The organism is Azorhizobium sp. AG788 (genome assembly GCF_943371865.1).
In the GTDB taxonomy this organism is placed as follows: domain Bacteria; phylum Pseudomonadota; class Alphaproteobacteria; order Rhizobiales; family Xanthobacteraceae; genus Azorhizobium.
Genome location: NZ_CALRWL010000048.1, coordinates 19,577 through 37,392 on the forward strand (window position 1 = coordinate 19,577; position 17,816 = coordinate 37,392).

General features: G+C 66.3%; 17 protein-coding genes, 1 tRNA gene, 2 pseudogenes and 1 riboswitch. Of the genes and pseudogenes, 7 read left to right on the forward strand and 13 right to left on the reverse strand.

Features of this window, described 5'->3' with window-relative positions; all coding sequences use genetic code 11:
- The first annotated feature begins 101 nt into the window (after positions 1–101).
- Positions 102–237: riboswitch (TPP riboswitch) on the forward strand.
- 90 nt (positions 238–327) lie between these two features.
- Positions 328–2,166, forward strand: coding sequence for a phosphomethylpyrimidine synthase ThiC (gene thiC, locus AAG816_RS21805; protein WP_341991794.1), 1,839 nt, complete (start codon positions 328–330; stop codon positions 2,164–2,166).
- Positions 2,167–2,418: 252 nt separating this feature from the next.
- Positions 2,419–2,495, forward strand: a tRNA-His gene (locus AAG816_RS21810).
- Between the two features lie 217 nt (positions 2,496–2,712).
- Here the strand turns inward: AAG816_RS21810 and AAG816_RS21815 are convergent.
- Positions 2,713–3,651: a GlxA family transcriptional regulator gene (locus AAG816_RS21815; RefSeq protein WP_341991795.1), complete on the reverse strand. Its 939-nt coding sequence runs from the start codon at positions 3,649–3,651 to the stop codon at positions 2,713–2,715.
- A 94-nt stretch (positions 3,652–3,745) separates the two neighbouring features.
- On the opposite strand from AAG816_RS21815, the pseudogene AAG816_RS21820 reads away from it, so the two are divergent.
- Positions 3,746–3,945 (forward strand): annotated as a pseudogene (locus AAG816_RS21820) (DJ-1/PfpI family protein); the annotation flags it as partial.
- A gap of 105 nt (positions 3,946–4,050) precedes the next feature.
- Here AAG816_RS21820 and AAG816_RS21825 read toward each other — a convergent pair.
- Together AAG816_RS21825 and AAG816_RS21830 are read right to left on the reverse strand one after the other, a co-directional pair.
- Positions 4,051–5,376, reverse strand: a complete 1,326-nt coding sequence (locus AAG816_RS21825; protein WP_341991796.1) for a sensor histidine kinase N-terminal domain-containing protein — start codon at positions 5,374–5,376, stop codon at positions 4,051–4,053.
- Positions 5,373–6,035, reverse strand: coding sequence for a response regulator transcription factor (locus tag AAG816_RS21830; RefSeq protein ID WP_341991797.1), 663 nt, complete (start codon positions 6,033–6,035; stop codon positions 5,373–5,375). Before AAG816_RS21830 ends, AAG816_RS21825 begins: the two co-directional genes overlap by 4 nt.
- 76 nt (positions 6,036–6,111) lie before the next feature.
- On the opposite strand from AAG816_RS21830, the gene dsbD reads away from it, so the two are divergent.
- From dsbD to AAG816_RS21845, 3 genes are read left to right on the forward strand one after another with little or no spacing between them, the layout of a single operon-like run.
- Positions 6,112–7,956: a protein-disulfide reductase DsbD gene (gene dsbD, locus AAG816_RS21835; RefSeq protein ID WP_341991798.1), complete on the forward strand. Its 1,845-nt coding sequence runs from the start codon at positions 6,112–6,114 to the stop codon at positions 7,954–7,956.
- Positions 7,957–7,985: 29 nt separating this feature from the next.
- A complete protein-coding gene (locus AAG816_RS21840) occupies positions 7,986–8,624 on the forward strand; it encodes a DsbA family protein (RefSeq protein WP_341991799.1) in 639 nt (212 codons plus the stop codon).
- A gap of 13 nt (positions 8,625–8,637) precedes the next feature.
- Positions 8,638–9,324, forward strand: coding sequence for a L,D-transpeptidase (locus AAG816_RS21845; RefSeq protein WP_341991800.1), 687 nt, complete (start codon positions 8,638–8,640; stop codon positions 9,322–9,324).
- Between the two features lie 98 nt (positions 9,325–9,422).
- Here AAG816_RS21845 and AAG816_RS21850 read toward each other — a convergent pair whose 3' ends face one another.
- The 7 genes and pseudogenes from AAG816_RS21850 to AAG816_RS21880 all read right to left on the reverse strand — a co-directional run bounded on the left by AAG816_RS21850 (position 9,423) and on the right by AAG816_RS21880 (position 14,822).
- On the reverse strand, positions 9,423–11,513 hold the full coding sequence (locus AAG816_RS21850; protein WP_341991801.1) for a c-type cytochrome: 2,091 nt from the start codon (positions 11,511–11,513) through the stop codon (positions 9,423–9,425).
- A 268-nt stretch (positions 11,514–11,781) separates the two neighbouring features.
- On the reverse strand, positions 11,782–12,603 hold the full coding sequence (locus AAG816_RS21855; protein WP_341991802.1) for a sulfite exporter TauE/SafE family protein: 822 nt from the start codon (positions 12,601–12,603) through the stop codon (positions 11,782–11,784).
- Positions 12,573–12,761: pseudogene (locus AAG816_RS21860) on the reverse strand (NAD(FAD)-dependent dehydrogenase); the annotation flags it as partial. The pseudogene AAG816_RS21860 and the gene AAG816_RS21855, both read right to left, overlap by 31 nt.
- 5 nt (positions 12,762–12,766) lie before the next feature.
- Positions 12,767–13,660, reverse strand: coding sequence for an MBL fold metallo-hydrolase (locus AAG816_RS21865; protein WP_341991803.1), 894 nt, complete (start codon positions 13,658–13,660; stop codon positions 12,767–12,769).
- 12 nt (positions 13,661–13,672) lie between these two features.
- Positions 13,673–14,158 (reverse strand): YeeE/YedE family protein, encoded by a 486-nt coding sequence (locus tag AAG816_RS21870; RefSeq protein ID WP_341991804.1) that lies wholly within the window; start codon positions 14,156–14,158, stop codon positions 13,673–13,675.
- 1 nt (position 14,159) lies between these two features.
- Complete coding sequence (locus tag AAG816_RS21875; protein WP_341991805.1) at positions 14,160–14,588, reverse strand: YeeE/YedE family protein; 429 nt, start codon at positions 14,586–14,588, stop codon at positions 14,160–14,162.
- A 15-nt stretch (positions 14,589–14,603) separates the two neighbouring features.
- Complete coding sequence (locus AAG816_RS21880) at positions 14,604–14,822, reverse strand: DUF2892 domain-containing protein (RefSeq protein WP_341991806.1); 219 nt, start codon at positions 14,820–14,822, stop codon at positions 14,604–14,606.
- A 50-nt stretch (positions 14,823–14,872) separates the two neighbouring features.
- On the opposite strand from AAG816_RS21880, the gene AAG816_RS21885 reads away from it, so the two are divergent.
- Entirely contained in the window at positions 14,873–15,244 is a 372-nt protein-coding gene (locus tag AAG816_RS21885) for a metalloregulator ArsR/SmtB family transcription factor (RefSeq protein WP_341991807.1), read from the forward strand.
- A 178-nt stretch (positions 15,245–15,422) separates the two neighbouring features.
- On the opposite strand, the gene AAG816_RS21890 is transcribed toward AAG816_RS21885, so the two are convergent.
- From AAG816_RS21890 to AAG816_RS21900, 3 genes are all read right to left on the reverse strand, one after another.
- Positions 15,423–16,718 carry an FCSD flavin-binding domain-containing protein gene (locus tag AAG816_RS21890; RefSeq protein WP_341991808.1) on the reverse strand — a complete coding sequence of 432 codons (1,296 nt, stop codon included), beginning with the start codon at positions 16,716–16,718 and terminating at the stop codon, positions 15,423–15,425.
- A 19-nt stretch (positions 16,719–16,737) separates the two neighbouring features.
- Positions 16,738–17,244: a DsrE family protein gene (locus AAG816_RS21895; RefSeq protein WP_341991809.1), complete on the reverse strand. Its 507-nt coding sequence runs from the start codon at positions 17,242–17,244 to the stop codon at positions 16,738–16,740.
- A 169-nt stretch (positions 17,245–17,413) separates the two neighbouring features.
- Positions 17,414–17,755: a cytochrome c family protein gene (locus AAG816_RS21900; RefSeq protein WP_341991821.1), complete on the reverse strand. Its 342-nt coding sequence runs from the start codon at positions 17,753–17,755 to the stop codon at positions 17,414–17,416.
- Positions 17,756–17,816 lie beyond the last annotated feature (61 nt).

The window sequence follows — 17,816 nt, forward strand, 5'->3', positions numbered from 1 at the left end:
AAGCTGGGTCAAGCGGCAAAGGGGTGTCGGTGATGGGAGCACTGCCGCAACCCATGTTGCAGCGCAGCGTTGACAGGAGCGGCCTTTCGCTCCCACAGTGAACTTATTCCAAGGGGGGCCCCGCGAGGGGGCTGAGATATCGCCTTCCGGCTCGGTCATCATGGCCACCGGCGCCGCGATGACCCTTCGAACCTGATCCGGGTCATGCCGGCGAAGGGATCGGAATCAGCCTGCCCGCAATCCCGCACTGGGATTCTTTCAGGCGCAAACCGTCTCCTGAAGCTCATCCCGGATCTCATTTGAAGCGCGAGCTTGAAGGAGATCCGTATGCTCGACGAAGCCTCCACCTCATCCTTGAAGGTGACCACAGGCCCTCTGCCCCATTCCAGCAAGGTGTTCATCACCGCCACCCGCCCCGATGTGCAGGTGGCCATGCGCGAAGTGGCGCTGTCCGATCCGGCGGAAAAGCCGGTGCGCCTCTACGACACCTCCGGCCCCTATACCGACCCCAACGCCCTCATCGATCTGACCAAGGGGCTACCGGATCTCCGCCGCCGCTGGATCATGGAACGGGGCGACGTGGAAGAGGTGGACGGGCGCGCCCAGAAACCGGAAGACGACGGCCTCAAGCCCGGCCAGGTGAGCCATCTGCCCGCCTTCGACCGCTCCGGCCGCAAGCCCCTGCGCGCCAAGGCCGGCAAGCGGCCGACCCAGATGGCCTACGCCCGCGCCGGCATCATCACCGCCGAGATGGAATATGTGGCCGCGCGCGAAAATCTCGCCAGGGCCAATGGCGGCGCCCACCCCAACCACAAGGCCATGGGCCTGGGGGCGGCCATTCCCACCGACATCACCGCGGAATTCGTGCGCCAGGAAGTGGCGCGCGGCCGGGCGATCATCCCGTCCAACATCAACCACCCCGAGACCGAGCCCATGGCCATCGGTCGCAACTTCCTGGTGAAGATCAACGCCAATATCGGCAATTCCGCCGTCACCTCGGGCGTCGCCGAGGAAGTGGACAAGCTGGTGTGGTCGATCCGCTGGGGCGGCGACACGGTGATGGACCTGTCCACCGGCAAGAACATCCACACCATCCGCGAATGGATCATCCGCAACTCGCCGGTGCCCATCGGCACGGTGCCGATCTATCAGGCGCTGGAGAAGGTCAATGGCGTGGTGGAGGATCTCAACTGGGAGATCTTCCGCGACACGGTGATCGAGCAGGCCGAGCAGGGCGTGGACTACATCACCGTCCATGCGGGCGTGCGCCTGCCCTACATTCCGCTCACCGCCAATCGCGTCACCGGCATCGTCTCGCGCGGCGGCTCGATCATGGCCAAGTGGTGCCTCGCCCACCATAAGGAGAGCTTCCTCTACGAGAATTTCGAGGAACTGTGCGAGATCCTGGCTCAGTATGACGTCGCCTTCTCGCTGGGCGACGGCCTGCGCCCCGGCTCCATCGCGGACGCCAATGACGCCGCCCAGTTCGCCGAACTGGAGACCCTGGGCGAACTCACGGAGATCGCCTGGAAGCATGATGTGCAGGTGATGATCGAAGGGCCCGGCCATGTGCCGCTCCACCTCATTCGCGAGAATGTGGAGAAGCAGCTCAAGATCTGCCACGAGGCGCCGTTCTATACGCTCGGGCCGTTGGTCACCGACATCTCGCCCGGCTACGACCACATCTCGTCGGCCATCGGCGCGGCGATGATCGGCTGGTTCGGCACCGCCATGCTCTGCTACGTGACGCCGAAGGAGCATCTCGGCCTGCCCAACCGCGACGACGTGAAGACCGGCGTCATCTCCTACAAGATCGCCGCCCACGCCGCCGACATCGCCAAGGGCCATCCGGCCGCGCGCATCCGGGACGATGCTTTGTCCCGGGCGCGGTTCTCGTTCCGCTGGCGCGACCAGTTCGCCCTCTCTCTCGATCCCGAGACGGCGGAAGCCTACCACGACGAAACCCTGCCGGCGGAAGGCGCCAAGGTGGCGCATTTCTGCTCCATGTGCGGGCCGAAATTCTGCTCCATGAAGATCAGCCAGGAGCTGAAGATCGAGGCCGGCGACATCGCCGAAGCCGGCATGGCGCAGATGGCGCAGAAGTTCCGCGACACCGGCGGCGAGATCTACCATCCCGCCCCCGACGTGGCGCCGCCGCCGGCCTGATCGCCGCACTGAGGCTTGAGGGAGACGGGGCGGCGGGAGGCGATCTCCCGCCGCCCCTTTCGTTTGAGATACCGCCCACCGGCGCCAAGGGCTTCGCACCGGCCAAGGTCTGAGGGCGCTTATATCACTGAAGCCACATCACTTTTCGGCTTCTCCCCAGGCAGCGATGAAATCCCCTCGCCCCCCTTGAAATACGCGAACGTCCCGCGTAGGTTCCGCTCCTCGCTTCGTGGCTCCGCGCCGTGAAGTCGTGCAGCTGTAGCTCAGTTGGTTAGAGCGCCGGTCTGTGGCACCGGAGGTCGGTGGTTCGAGCCCACCCAGCTGTACCATTCCCCAGCCATCATTGAGCCACTTCGGGTCTATGCCAGACGCCGGCCCCGTTTGTTGAGCAGGGCCGCCGCGCGGTCTGGCGCTCGCCGCTCAGGCAGAACCCAGCGGATCGCTCCAGGGCGGGTTCGCGCGAAGGGAAGACCGGTCAGCGTGAAGAGCACGCGATAAAACCGACAAATCGCGAATTTCACCGATTCGAGCAGACAGGGAGGGGCTTTAGCGGTTCCGAGCCGTTCGGCGCAATGATTGCGGCGGGTGGCCGAAGGCGCGGACAAAGGCCCTGCGCATGCGCTCCGGATCACGGAAACCGGTCGCCTCGGCCACGCGCTCGATCAACTCGCTGGACGATTGCACCCGTTCGCGCGCCACTTCGAGGCGGATCCGCTCGATGGCCTTGGAGGGGGTCGAGCCGGTCTCCGCTGTGAAGACTCTGGCGAAGTGGCGGGGACTGAGTCCGGCCCGGTCGGCAAGGGCATCGACCGTGAGGGTCCCCTCGAGATGTTCGCGTACCCAGGTCAGCAGGGGACCGAACCGTCCATTGGGCGTTTTCAGTTCCAACAGCGACGAAAACTGCGACTGCCCCCCACTCCGGCGATGATACAGCACAAGCTGACTGGCAATATCCTTCGCGATGGCATCGCCATGGTCCTCGGCGGCAAGCGCGAGTGCGAGGTCGATGCCGGCCGTCACGCCCGCCGAGGTCCAGACATTCCCGTTCCGAAGGAAGATGCGGTCCGCGTCGAGCTTCACTTTTGGATAGCGCGCGACGAAATCCTGCGCGGACGACCAGTGTGTCGTAGCCATCTGGCCATCCAACAAGCCCGCCGCCGCCAGGATATAGGCGCCCGTGCAGACGCTCGCGACCCGCACGCCGGAGCGGGCCAGCCGGCGCACGAAGGCCAGCGTCTTGGGACATTCAATGGCCGCCTCGACACCCAGGCCCCCAGCAATCACCAGCGTGGTGATGGCGTTCGCCGGCCGCAGGCTGGATGCCAGCACCTCCACGCCGCAGGAACTGCGCACCGGCCCAGGCTGGATCGCCACCATCTTGACGTTGGGCGCGGTCGGAACGAACCGCTTGGCCAGCTCGAACACCGCTGCGGGTCCCGACGCATCGAGCAATTGGAAATCAGGGAAAATCAGAATGCCGATCATCGGCAATGTCCGCAAATGAGGGAACTGCAAGGTTTCAGACTAAAGGGCACCATGGCATGGTGCGTTCGTCAAGCGCGATTGCAAAGCTCGAACAATGCCCAAGTCGTTGCAGATCGGTTTGCTCGTATTCCCACGCATCACGCAGATCGACATGACGGGACCGCTTCAGGTGGTCTCCAGCCTGCCGGATGCCGGTGTCCACCTGATCTGGACCCGCATCGAGCCGGTGCCAGCGACACCGTCCCCACCATCCTGCCGACGACCACCTTCGCCGCGTGCCCGCAACTCGACGTGAGGCGGTGGTCGTGCGCGCCGCGACGCGGGCGTGGCCGTTGCATGGCATGGCATGGCATGGCAACGCATCCCGTATCGAAAGGGCCAAACTCCATCGAAAATGCCTCAGACCTGAGCGTCCATGCCGGAACACAGGATGCGCGCCCGCAAGCCATCTCGATCCCGCCGGTTCTCCAACGCGAGCCGGGCGCCGATACGGTCGGCCGCCATGCTCGCGATCGTGAGGCCGAGGCCGCTGCCTGACAGGGTCCGGTTTCGCCCCCGGAAGAAGCGCTCCGTGACGCGGACCAGTTCGTCCTCCGGAATACCAGGCCCCTCGTCCTCGACACAGAGCCCTCCCATCTCGCGCTTCCAGGAGAGCCCCCCGCCGCCCGGCATGTGATGGAGCGCGTTCTCATGCAGGTTCCGCAGCACCAGATGCAGCGCTTCGCGGTCGGTCTTGAGGGTCAGACCATCGAGCGAGCGGTCGAAATGAACATGGATGCCGTCCGGGGTGGGCGCCTGCTGGGCGATGTCGCGCAGCATTGCGCCAACGTCCACCTCCTCCTCTCGCGCCTTGCCGGTGGGGGCCGCCTCCAATTTGGCCAGAGCGAGCAGCTGGCGCACCAGACGCGCAGAGCGGTCCACCGAGACGAGGATCTGCCGGAGCGCCTCCTCGCGCATGGCATCGTCGGTGGCCGCAAGCGCGATCTGCGCCTGCGTCTTGAGCCCGGCGAGCGGTGTGCGCAGTTCATGGGCGGCGAAGGCGGTGACGTCACGCTCATGCCGACGCGCAGCTTCGACCTTGCCAAACAGATTGTTCAGCGCACCGAGCAGCGGCAGCACCTCCGACGGGACGCCACCAGAAGCGACAGGGCGCATGTCCTCGCCATCGCGCGTGGCGATTTCCGCAGCGATGCGCGAAAGCGGCTCCAGTCCTCGCACGAGACTGGCCCAGATCAACGCTGCCAGCAGCGGGGCCATGAGAAGTGCCGGTCCGAGCAGTCCGGCGATCAGATCCCGTACCAGACGGGCGCGCAAGCCCGTCCGGTCCCCCACCATCACACGCACGTTCTTCTGCGCGTCGGTGATGGTGAAGACGCGCCAGTCCTCCCCATTCACGACCCGTGAGGAAAAGCCCTGCGTCGAACCCGACAAGGCCTCTTCCGGGGCGCCGGAAGACCGGGCCAGGAGTTGTCCGTCGAGCGACCAGATCTGGCATGACAGCTGGCGTTCGTAGCCGGTTTCGTTGAATGCCACGGAAGGCGTCGTGGCAAGGTTGCCGCCGGCCACGAGGGAGTGGACCATGCGCGCAGCCTCCTGAAGGCGTGCGTCGAGCACATGCTCAAGCTCCGACCGGCTCGACAGATAGATCCACGCCACCGCGCACAGCCAGATCAAGCTGGTCGCAGTCATCAGGACGAGAAACAGGCGGTTACGCAGAGATGTCATTCTCCCGTCCTCACGCGATAGCCGAGTCCGCGTACGGTCTCGATGGCCTCGCGTCCGATCTTGGCCCGCAGGTTATGCACATGAACCTCGACCGCATTGCTCTCCACTTCCTCCTGCCATCCATAGAGTCGCTCCTCGATCTCCCCCTTCGAACGGATGACGCCCGGGCGTTCCATCAGCGCCGTCAGCACCGCGAACTCGCGCCGGGACAGGGACACCGGCGCGCCGTCGACGGTCGCCGTCAGGCTGGCCGGATCGAGCACCAGCCCACCGACGTGCAGGACCGCCCCCGCACGGCCGTGGCCGCGGCGCGCTATGGCACGCACGCGCGCCGCCAGTTCATCGAGGTCGAAGGGTTTGCCGAGATAGTCGTCAGCGCCCCCGTCGAGCCCGCGCACCCGATCCGGTGTCTCATCAAGGGCGGTGAGCATGAGCACCGGGGTCCCGTCGCGCCGCGCGCGCAACTGGCCAAGGACATCAAAGCCGGACCCATCCGGCAGCATGACATCCAATACGACCGCGTCGAAGCGGCCGCTGAGGAGCGCGGCATGCGCATCAGAACAGGTGGACACCCCATCGACGGTCGCCCCCGCGAGAGTGAGTCCCACCTTGAGGCCATTCATCAGGATGGGATCGTCCTCGACGACGAGGATGCGCATGGTTCTCTCCTCCCTGTGATCACCTTATCCCCTCACCTTAAGGCTGGCTTAAGGTGAGCGGTCGAGGGAGCGCCTCATGGTGATGAGAACGCTCCAGACCCTTCAATCGACGCTGCGCGTCGCGATCTGCGCCCTGCTGCTGCCAGCGATCGCGGCGACAGCCATGGCCGCCTCGCCGCGCGACCCGCTCGCGCCCGACGATGCCTTCCGCCTGTCCGCCAGCCGGACAGCCGACGGGACGCTGACGCTATCCTGGTGGATCGCGCCCGGAACCTATCTCTATCGCGGGAGCCTGAAGGCGGAACGAGCCGGACAGCCCGTCGCCCTCGCCACACTCCCCGGCGAGAGGAAAGACGATCCCAACTTCGGTTCCGTTGAGATCTATCATGCGCAGGCGGACGCGACGGTACCCGGGCTGCCGGCCGAGGGCCTGCTGCGCGTGGCGTTCCAGGGCTGCGCCGAAGCCGGCATCTGCTATCCGGAGCTCTCGCGGACCGTCGACCTGGCGACATTGCGCGTGGACGCCATCAAAGCCGGCTTGCGCTTTGCGGATGCCGGCGCCCCCATGTCGAGCGCATCGCCGCCTCCCGCCGTGGGGGCCGCGATGGAACAGGCCGTTCCCGCCCCCGCAGAACGCCCCTTCGAAACGGACACGCCAGCCCTGTTCGGCGGCGGATTGGGAATGCTGCTCGCCACCTTCCTCGGCTTCGGCGTTCTGCTGACCTTCACGCCCTGCGTATTTCCGATGCTGCCGATCTTGTCCGGCATCCTGGCGGGCGGCGGCGAGAGGCCGTCCCCCGTCCGGGGCTTCGTGCTCTGCGCCAGCTACGGGCTCGCCATGGCGGCCGCCTATGGCGCGCTGGGACTTGCAGCCGGCTGGTCCGGCGCCAACCTCCAGCTGGCCCTGCAGACGCCATGGGCGCTCGGTGCCATGGCGGCCGCCTTCCTGCTCCTCTCCCTCTCCATGTTCGGCGTTTTTGAACTGGCGCTGCCCGGCGGGCTGAAGCTGCCCTTCATGACCGGTGAGCGGCGGATCGGCGGCTCCGTCGCCGGTGCGGCGATGCTGGGATTTTCCTCCGCGCTGGTGGTCGGTCCCTGCGTAACCCCGCCGCTTGCCGCCGCGATCCTCTATGCGGCGCAGAGCGGTGATGCGCTGCGCGGGGGGGCCGCTCTGTTCATGCTCGGCCTCGGGATGGCGATGCCCTTGGTGCTGATCGGCGCCTTCGGCGCGCGGATGCTGCCCCGGTCCGGCCCCTGGATGGTGGCGGTGCGCCAAGCCTGCGGCGTGCTCTTTCTCGGCATCGCCGTGCTGCTGGCGAGCCGACTGCTGAGCGGTGCCGCAGGGGTCGCTCTGTGGGGCGCGCTGGCCATTGGCCTCGGCGTCTTTCTCGGCGCTTTCGACCGGCCAGGCCGCTGGCCGCTGGCTCGGCTGGCCAAGGCTCTGGGACTGCTCGCCGTCATCTATGGCGGAACGCTCGTGGTGGGGGCCGCAGGGGGCGCGGAAGATCCCCTCCGGCCCCTTGCCTTCCTTGGGCCGGCGGCCCGCCCCCCGTCCACGCCGAGAGAGGACGCAAGGGTCTCCTCGACCGCCGCCTTCCAGCAGGCGCTGGCGACGGCAAACGCCGAAGGACGGCCCGTGCTGGTGTCCTTCACGGCGGACTGGTGCACGGTGTGCAAGTCCAATGAAAAGGTGATGGACGATCCTGCCCTGCGCCCGCTCCTGGCCGGCCTGCCACGGATCGAGGCTGATGTGACCGCCTATGGCGCCGATACCCAAGCGCTGATGCAGCGCTTCGGGGTGGTCGGTCCGCCCACGCTGTTCCTCATCAATGCCGACGGCCGCGAACGCGGCGGCTCGCGCCTGACCGGCGCCGTCGCGCGCGCGGACATTGAGCGACTGATCGCCAAGGCTGGCCCGTGACACGCCGTTGCCCCCCTCACGGAGATGACATGAGACGCAGAACCTTTGTCCGCCTCACCGCTTTGTCCCTGCTGGCGCCTGCAATGGCGGTCATCTGGCGTGGCGCGGCCCACGCGCAGGTCCAGACCGTGGACGTGGACGGCATTCTGAACGATCCGGAGGCTCCAACCGCCGGCAATCCGAAGGGCGACGTCACCATCGTCGCCTTCCTCGATTACAATTGCCCCTTCTGCAAGAAGTCCGCCCCGGACCTTGCCCGCGTGGTGAGGGAAGATGGGCGAATCCGCCTCGTCTACAAGGACTGGCCGATCCTTACCAAGGCCTCGGTCTATGGCGCGCAGCTCGCCCTGGCAGCCATGTATCAGGGCAAATATGGGGAGGTTCACGACGCGCTCATGGCCATTCCGGGCCGCCAGATTCCGGAGGCCGAAATGTTGAAGGCCATCCAGGCGACCAGCGTGGACATGGACCAACTGACCGCAGATGTGAACCGCCACATCAACGACATCGCGGCGCTGCTGAAGCGCACCAATGCGCAGGCAAACTCTCTCGAGCTGAAGGGAACGCCGACCTATCTGGTGGGACCGCTGCTCGCCTCCACCCTCGACTATGCGAGCTTCAAGCGCGCAATCGCCGAAGCCCGCCGCCAGCAGGCCGGCACGAAGTAAGGCAATCACCCATATGACGGTCCCTGTATCCGGCGATCCGCGGCCGCTGTCGCGCCGCGCTTTGCTCTGCGTCCTCGCGACGCCGCTCGCCCTCGCCGCATGCGTGACGAACGCGCCGCAAGCACCTGCCGTCCCCGCTCCGACGATTGCACCAGCGGACGCCGCGCGCTACGGCGCGGTCGAAGATGGAGGCTTCAGCATCCCCGGCGTGGATCCGACGGAGATGAAGCCGCAAAACGTGCGCCAGCTGGTCCGCGACCCCACGGGCCAGGCGCCCGGAACCCTTGTGGTCGACCCCAAGCACCGCTTCCTCTACCTGGTGAGGGAAAACGGCATGGCACTGCGATATGGTGTCGGCGTCGGACGCGAAGGCCTCGAATTCTCTGGCACGGCCAATGTGGGCTACAAGCGCTCCTGGCCGAGTTGGCGTCCCACCGACGCGATGATCGCGCGCCAGCCGGACAAGTACCGCCCCTGGCGAAACGGCATGGCCGGCGGCGCCGAGAATCCGCTGGGCGCACGCGCCCTCTACCTCTTCAAGGATGGCAAGGACACGCTCTACCGCATCCACGGGACCAATGAGCCGTGGTCGATCGGCGAGGCGGTTTCCTCGGGCTGCATCCGCATGATGAACCAGGACATCATCGACCTGTATGGCCGCGTCCCGGACGCGGCGAAGGTGGTGGTCCTGCCCGGCTGACGCCGATCCCGGCTTGTCCGATCATCCCGTGACCGAGGGGATGGATGTGCGCCTGGGCGCTCCTGCCCGGGCGCACATCTCCTCTGATGTGTCAGAGATCAGTAGCGCGCATCCGCCGGCCTCTTGTCCTTCGGCCAGTCATTCACCTTGGCCGCGAAGTCCGGACGCGGCATGTGGGTGAAATATTCCGCCACATCCACCGCATCCTGGTCCGACAACCCACCTTGGCCGAGCGGGAATCCGGAGTGGAAGCCGATGGGCATGTTGCGCTTGACGAAGGCTGCCGCGGTATAGGTCCGCGCCATGCCAGCACCGATGTTGAAGGACTCCTCTCCCCACAGCGGGGGATAGACCGACTGCCCGCGCGCATCCTTGAGCCCTTCGCCCTTCGCACCGTGGCAGGCGGCGCATTGCTCCGCATAGACTTTGCGTCCGTTCTCGGTGTCCGGCTTGATGCTCGCGGAGATTTTGCCGACGCCGCGTCCCTCGACCTTGTCCTCGGGCTTCGTTTCCCGCTTCATCCAGTCGAAATAGGCGACCATCGCCTTCATCTCTTCGCTATCCTTTCCCAGCGGCTTGCCGTTCATCGAGCGGAAGAAGCATCCGTTGATGCGGTCTTCAAGCGTGATGACGCGACCCGCCCGCGGGGCATAGCTCGGGAAGAAGGCCGAGACCCCGACATAGGGCGATCCATCTGCCACCGTGCCGGCATTGAGATGGCAGGACGAGCAGTTCAGCACATTGCCGACATTGTTCGGCAGCAACGTGTGAGTCTCGGTGTTCAAGCGCATTCCCATGACCACCTGGCTCGCGTTGGGCTCGCGCAGGATATCGGCGACGCGCGGCGTCTCGAAGGGCCGCACGTCCACCTTGGGGTCGAGGGTCGCCCGAGCCGTCTTCACCTGTGCGGTCGTCACGGCAGGCGCGTTGGCCCCCCAATTGCTCCGGACGAAGGACAGGACTTCTGCAATCTCATCGTCCCCGAGACGGGCGAAGCCCGGCATTGTGAAGACACGCGTGTGGGTCGCGGTCTCCGCCGTGGCCCACCCGGTCAGGGTGATGTGCATGAGCGTGGACGGATCTTTGGCGGCCACCGTCGGATTGCCTGCGAGCGGCGGGAAAATGCCGGCCACGCCCGCCCCGTTCAGGCGGTGGCAGTCGGCGCAGAACTGCGCATAGGCCAATCCCCCGCGGGTGGAGAACATGGCGGCGGGCACCTCCTGCGGCTCCGGCGGCGGGTTGCCCGCGTAGGGATGGTCCGAGGGCAGCGACTTCAGGTAGGTGGCGATGGCGACGAGGTCGGCATCGGTGAAGTGCTGGGTCGAGTTGTGGATCACTTCCGTCATCGAGCCGGACACCGTGGCGTGACGGTTCTGGCCGGTCTTCAGCAACTCGACGGTGTCGGCGACCGTCCACAGGTTGCGCAGGTTGATGGCAGTCCACTCCTCGACCTTGGAGCCGGAAAGGAAGCGGTCGCCATTGCTGCCCTTGTCGGACAGGGCAACTTCCTGGAAGCCGATGCCGCGCGGTGTGTGGCACGCGCCGCAATGTCCCAGTCCTTCCACAAGATAGGCTCCGCGGTTCCAGGCCTCATCCTGGCTCGCATCCGCGACGAAGGGGCGATCCGCGTGGAAGACGAAATTCCAGAACGCCAGCGCCCAGCGTTGGTTGAAGGGGAAGCCCATGCCAGACGGCAAATTCGTATGCGCCACCGGCGCGACGCCCTTCATCATGTAGGTGTAGAGCGCATACATGTCCTCCGGCGAGATCTTGGCGTAGGACGGATACGGCATGGCCGGATACATGTGCGCGCCGTCCGCCTTGACGCCCTGGCGCATGGCCCGATCGAAGGCGCCGAAGCTGTAGCCTCCGATGCCGGTGGCGGGGTCGGGCGTGATGTTCGTCGAATACAGGACGCCGAACGGCGTTTCGAGCGGACGCCCCCCGGCCATGGAGGCCTGCCCGCTGGCGGTGTGGCAGGCGATGCAATCACCCAGTTCCGCGACATACCGGCCCCGGTCGATCAGGCCCGCCTCATCGCTCGCCATTGCGGGCGGAGTCAGGTCCTTCACCGGTGGCGGCGTCACGATCCACCAGAACACGCCGCCGCCCGCCGCCGCAGCAACCATTGCCGCCGCGAATAGACCTCTCCACCTCGATTTGCGAATAGCCGGAGCGCCGTCGTGCATCGAATGGACTCCTCTTCACGGACGAAGCCGAGGGACGGGCAAAAGCGACCGCCACACGCCTTCCAGGTCGCAACGCACCATGGGGTGACGGTCCCACGCCCCCGCCGCGACTCGTCCTGTGAGCGGAACCATAGGAAGCCATGCGCCCGCCGCGTTGATGTCCCGCAACTGACCTTTGGTCATACATGGAGGGTGTGGATATGCCGCATGACCTGCAGAGCTGCCCCAAGGCCGCGCACTGGTGCACGCCGCTGCCTCTGGCTCGGTCCTAGGCCAGAAGCGCCATCGCCCCGCGGACGATGACATAGATGCCAACCGCCGCGACGATCACCGCGAACACCTGGGACAGCACGGCCTTTCGGGGCGCCAGAACCCCGGCGAGGCGGCCGCCGAACAGGCCACCGACGATCCCGCCCCCAATGAAGAAGGCGACAAGGCGCCAATCGATGAAGCCCGAAAGCGCGTAATTGACCGCCGTGGTCACGCCGAAGGCGGTCACCGCCACCAAGGACGAGCCGATGGCAAACAGCAGCGGCATGCGCGTGGCGGCGAGCAGGCCCGGCACCACGAGGAACCCGCCGCCAATGCCAAAGAAACCCGACAGCGCTCCCACGCCGGAGCCGTAGGCCAGGAGCCGCGGCAGCAAGGTGGGCGCGGAGGTGGACGTCAGCCGCACGCCGGCATCGTCCGCATCCGACTTGCGCCGCAGCATGGTGATGGCGATGACCACCATGAGCAGGCCGAACAGCAGCAGCAGTTTCTGCCCGTCCATGGCCTTGCCGATGGTCGAGCCGATGGCGGCCCCGACCACGCCCGCCGCGGCGAAGACCAACGCGCAAGGCCACTTCACATTACCGGCCCGCGCATGCCCGGCAAGGTTGGCGAGCGCACTGATCGCCACCGCCACCGCACTGGTGCCGATGGCCACATGCGGCGAGGGCACGCCCACGAGATAGACCAGCAGCGGCACCGCGAGCACCGAGCCGCCGCCGCCGATCAGGCCGAGTACGAAGCCGACCAGCATGCCCGAGCCGCTGGCCAATGTGTCGGTGAGCGTGATCACGCGGTAAACTCCGGCTCGGCCATCCATTCCCGGCCCTTGAGCATCGCCTTCCAGGACACCGGAGGCAGCATGCGCGCCTTTAACATCCAGGCGATGGGGCTGGGCGTGGTACCGTCAATGAACCACTCGGGGAAACGTGGCAGCGGCTTGCCGCCATCGCCAAATTCGGCGGGCACAATCCTGCCGGCGCTTAGAGCCCGTTGATCGGCACCTTCAAGAAGCGTTTTCCCGCCGCGTCGGGCGGCGGAAGATCGCCGGCGCGCATGTTCACCTGGATCGACGGGATGATGAGGCGGGGCATGTCCAGCGTCGCGTCGCGGGCCGTGCGCAGGGCGACGAACTCCGCCTCGCTCACGCCGTCGCGCACATGGATATTGTGGGCGCGCTCCTCCGCGACGCTGGTCTCCCACTGGATCTGGCGGCCATTGGGACCGTAATCGTGGCACATGAACAGGCGGGTTTGCGGCGGCAGGGCCAGCACGCGCCGGATGGAGCGATAGAGCACGGCGGGATCGCCGCCGGGAAAGTCGGCCCGCGCCGTGCCGCCATCGGGCATGAACAGGGTATCGCCCACGAAGGCGGCATTGCCGATCACATGGGTCATGCAGGCCGGGGTGTGGCCGGGGGTGTGCATGGCGAAGGCGGTCATGGTGCCGATCTGATAGCTGTCGCCATCGGCGAACAACTGATCGAACTGGCTGCCGTCGCGCTGGAACTCGGTGCCTTCGTTGAAGACTTTGCCGAACGTCTCCTGCACCACGGTGATCTGGTCGCCGATGCCCAGCTTGCCGCCCAGCTTGCCCTGAATGTAGGGCGCCGCCGACAGGTGATCGGCATGGACATGGGTTTCGATCAGCCACTCCAGCTTGAGCCCATGGGCCTGGATGAAGGCGATGATGGCGTCCGCGGACCCATAGGAGATGCGGCCGGCGGCATAGTCGATGTCCATGACGCTGTCGACCACCGCGCAGGCGACCGAATGTGGATCTTTCACCACATAGCTGACCGTATTGGTGGGGGCGTCGAAGAAGGCCGTGACCTCGGGCGTCACGGTCAGATCCACGGCATGGGGAATGGGGGACATGGAGACTTCCCTTCAGGTCTGTGGTGAGGGGTTCTGCGGCACGGATTCGGCCGGGCGCCCGGACGGACGCGCGTCTTGCCGCCGGGCGAGCCAGCGGGCGAGCCAGCGGGCGGCGGCCATTCCCGCCAACATGGCGGGCACGAACACCAGGACTCCGGGGGCTGCGAGCCCGATCGACGTCAGGGCCGGGCCGGGGCACAAGCCGGATAGCCCCCAGCCGAGCCCGAAGATCGCCGGGCCCACTAGCAGGCGCAGGTCGATGTCGCGCCGGCTGGGCACCTGGAACTGCGCCGCGAACAGCGGCTTCGGCCACGCCAGAACCCAGCGATATCCGACCCAAACCACCGCAACGGCCCCGCCCATGACGAAGGCAAGGCTCGGGTCCCAAGTTCCGGCGACATCAAGAAAGTTCAACACTTTCGCGGGATTGGCCATGCCGGACACGACCAGGCCAAGGCCGAAGATCAGTCCCGCGAGCGCTTGCACGGCAATGCCCATCTCAACCTCCCATTCCGTGGCGCATCACAAACACGGTGATCCCCGCCACGGCCATGAAGACCAGGGTGGCCACCAGGGAGCGGGGCGAGAGCCGGGCGATGCCGCACACCCCGTGACCGCTGGTGCAGCCGCTGCCCCACACCGAACCGAAGCCCACCAGCAGCCCCGCCGCGACCATCAGCGCGAGATTGCCCGACACCGCCTGGACCACCGGCGTGCCGGTGACCGCGACCACGATCAACGGCGCCGCCACCAGACCGGCCACGAAGGCCAGCCCGCCGGCGAAACCGCCGCGCTCAGCGGGCGGCAGAAGACGGGAGACGATGCCGCTGATACCGGCGATGCGGCCCTGCGCCGCCATCAGCAGCACCGCGGAGAGGCCGATGAGCAGCCCCCCCAACAGCGAGGCGACAGGTGTGAAGGTGGTCATAACGCTCCGGCTCCCTCACTTCAGCGCGCAGGTCCGAATGCCCAGCAGCGTATAAGCCGGGCAGAAACGGAACAGCGCGGTGAGCAGCAACACCACGCCCACAGCCGGCAAGAGCCAGATCCAGGCCCCCATGCCGGCGAGAGCCGCAGCCGCCGCCGGCACAAAGGGGACCGCAAGCAGAATAAGGCCCAAAACTGCACGCACCGCGCGATCCGCGGTTCCGACATTGACCATGGCGACCTCCTCATGTAGGTTATAAATAACGTATATGCGAAGTTTCTAATATGTCAAGCATCCCATCAGCCATCGCGCAACCTGAGGCCACCTCTTCACGGCCCGGACCTTCCAAGCCCGCCTTTGCCGTGCTGGAGGCCCGCGCGGAAGAAGCGGCGGCGCTTCTGACCTCCATGGCCAACGCCAAGCGGCTGCTGGTGCTGTGTCATCTGGTGGAGGGAGAGCGCTCGGTGGGCGACCTTGCCGCCTTGGCCGGGCTCAGCCAATCCGCTCTATCGCAGCATCTGGGCAAGATGCGCCTGCAAGGCCTCGTCACCACGCGGCGCGAGGCCCAGACCATCTATTACAGCCTCGCCAGCCGCGAGGTGCGCGCGGTGCTGGAAACCCTCTATGGGCTCTACTGCGCCCCCGCCTCCGACTGAACACAGGACGGCGGCGCCATCGCTGCGGTTGCGCTCGCGCCGAAGAGCTGGCGCTCTCAATCCACGAAACAGGGTTCGAAGGCATCCTGCGAACCGGACCGCGCGCCTTGCCGCCGTATGCCGATCATGACGGTTGCTCACCCCACCGGACGTCGGTCCACCGTCGCGCCTGGCCCCGTCAACGAAAGACGCCGCCCGTCATTGCCGCATACCAGGCGGCCTGCTCCGCGCGCTGCTGGCGGCGCAGATCCGCGGGCTCGCCGGTCTGCGAGAGCTGGATTTCGGTTTCGCGGATCTTGCCGTCCGAAATGGCATAGCGGCTACTTTCCTTCACCACGTCATCACCCGCGATAGCGCTCCAGCACACATTCGCATAGCCGGATGGGCGATCATCGCGACCCAGCCACTCGGTGCGCAGCGCGGCGGCAACGGCTTGGGCTTGGTTATGGGCGGCGAAGGCGGATTTCGGCATGTCGCCGGCGAAGGCGGCATCGCCGATGACGAAGAGGTTCCGGTCCATGCGCGACGCGAACGTGCGAGGCTCGACCGGGCACCATCCGACGGCGTCCGCGAGCCCGGCCGCCCGCGCGATCGTGCCCGCCCACTGGGCGGGAATGACATTCACGAGGTCGGCACGGGCGTAGGTCTCGAACCCGGTGACCACGGTGCCGGTCTTGGGATCTACCGACTGGATACCGTCCGAAATGTCCGGCGCCATCCATTCGATCATGCCAGGGTAACGGACTTCCCAGCCCTCCTGGAAAAGGCCCTGCTTGGGGAACTTCGGCTTGGGATCCAGGATGATGATCTTCGTCCGCCCCCGGCCGGAGCTCTTCAGTGCATGCGCCATCATGGACGCGCGCTCATAAGGAGCAGGTGGACAGCGAGCAGGATTGGGCGGTGCGATTATGACGATCAGCCCGCCGTCCGGCACCGCATCGAATTGCGCCTTGAGAATCTGGAATTGCCGTTCGCCGGCCCAGGCGTGGGGCATTGCGTCCGCGCCCTCACGGCTCCAGCCGGGGACACTGTCGTATTTCAAGTCGATGCCCGGCGACAGCGCCAGGCGATCATAGCGCAGGCGCCGACCATCATCGAGCCGGACTTCGCGGCGATCGCGGTCGATGGCGGATGCCATGGCGGGCACCACCTCCACGCCCACCCTCGCCAGTGCATCATACGAGAACAGCAGGCTGTCGAAATCGCTCAGGCCGCCGAGCGTGTAATTGGACTGGAAGCAGGCGAAGTAGCGCGCATTGGGTTCTACGAGCGTCACGGCGATCGCGCCGGCGCTGTCGGAGACCACGGCACGGGCGAGAGATGCGCCGCCCGCGCCGCCGCCGACGATGACCAGACGGGGCCTCGCCTGCGCCCGCACGCTGGGTGACGCCACGGCGCCGGCAGCCCATGCCGCCCCTCCCAGAAAGGCGCGGCGGGAGATCGCCCCCGGATCGGCCCGGGCGCTGTTGGCCACAGGACCAGTAGCCATCGGGTCATCCGACCTTGAGATAGGCAAAACCCTTGCTCTGGAGCGCCCCGACGGTGGCGACTCCGGACGGCACGAAGCTGATATAGGGCGCCTTGCGAGCCCTCTCCTTATCAAGGTTGTTCCGCTCGAAGGTCAAGGAGCACAAATAGACCTTGAGGCCGTTCTTGGCGAGAGAATTGGCCTTTTCCGTCAGTTGCGGATCGAGCGTCTCCTTCGCCCACATGGTACCGGACAGGCTGTCGAGAAAGAACTTCACGCCCCCCGCATGAACCACGAGCACCAGTTGGATAGCGAAGGGGTCGGCGCCGTAGGCTGCATAGTGGTTCGAGATGTTGTTCAACGTCTGCGCGAAGCGCTCGGGGTCGCCATAGTCGCAGTGATAGAGGCAGGCGCTATCGGCCTCCTTTGAAATATCCGCCAGTTGAACATCCTGCGCGGCGTGCGCCGCGACCGGAAATGTGCCCGCAAGCGCCATGGTGCCGAGAAAAGCCCGGCGGTCGAAATGGGGCATCGTCTCCCTCCCGTCATGCGGCGCTTGACGCGCCTTGGTGTGGTTTCGAGCGCCGGCCTACCGGAGGGACACACGCGCCAAATTCAGGACTTGGGCAGGCATGCCAACCATCGACACGCACCTGGCAGGACGACAGTTCGTGCGGTGCAAATCTCGCTAGTACCAGCGCTCATTTCTTCACACCATTGGCATCGAACTGGGCGAGGTATGCGATGAGGTCCGCGCGCTCGGTGTCCTTCTTCAGGCCCGCAAACCCCATCTTGCCCTTGGGGGCGAGCGCCTTCGGATTTTCAAGATACGCGCTGAGCGTTGCAGCGTCCCAGACTTTTCCCGCGGCGGCACCCTCCTTGAGGTCCTGGGAATAGGAATAGCCTTCGAAATGCGCCCATTTCGCCCCGACGATGCCGTTCAAGGGCGGGCCGACCTTCGGCTTGGCGTCCGGCCCGACGGCGTGGCATGCCATGCACTTCTTGAAGACCCCCTCGCCTACAGCGGCATCCGGTTCCGCCATGGCCCGGGTGCCTGCGGCAAGCACGATGAGGGTCGCAAGCAGGAAGATGTTTCGCACCCGA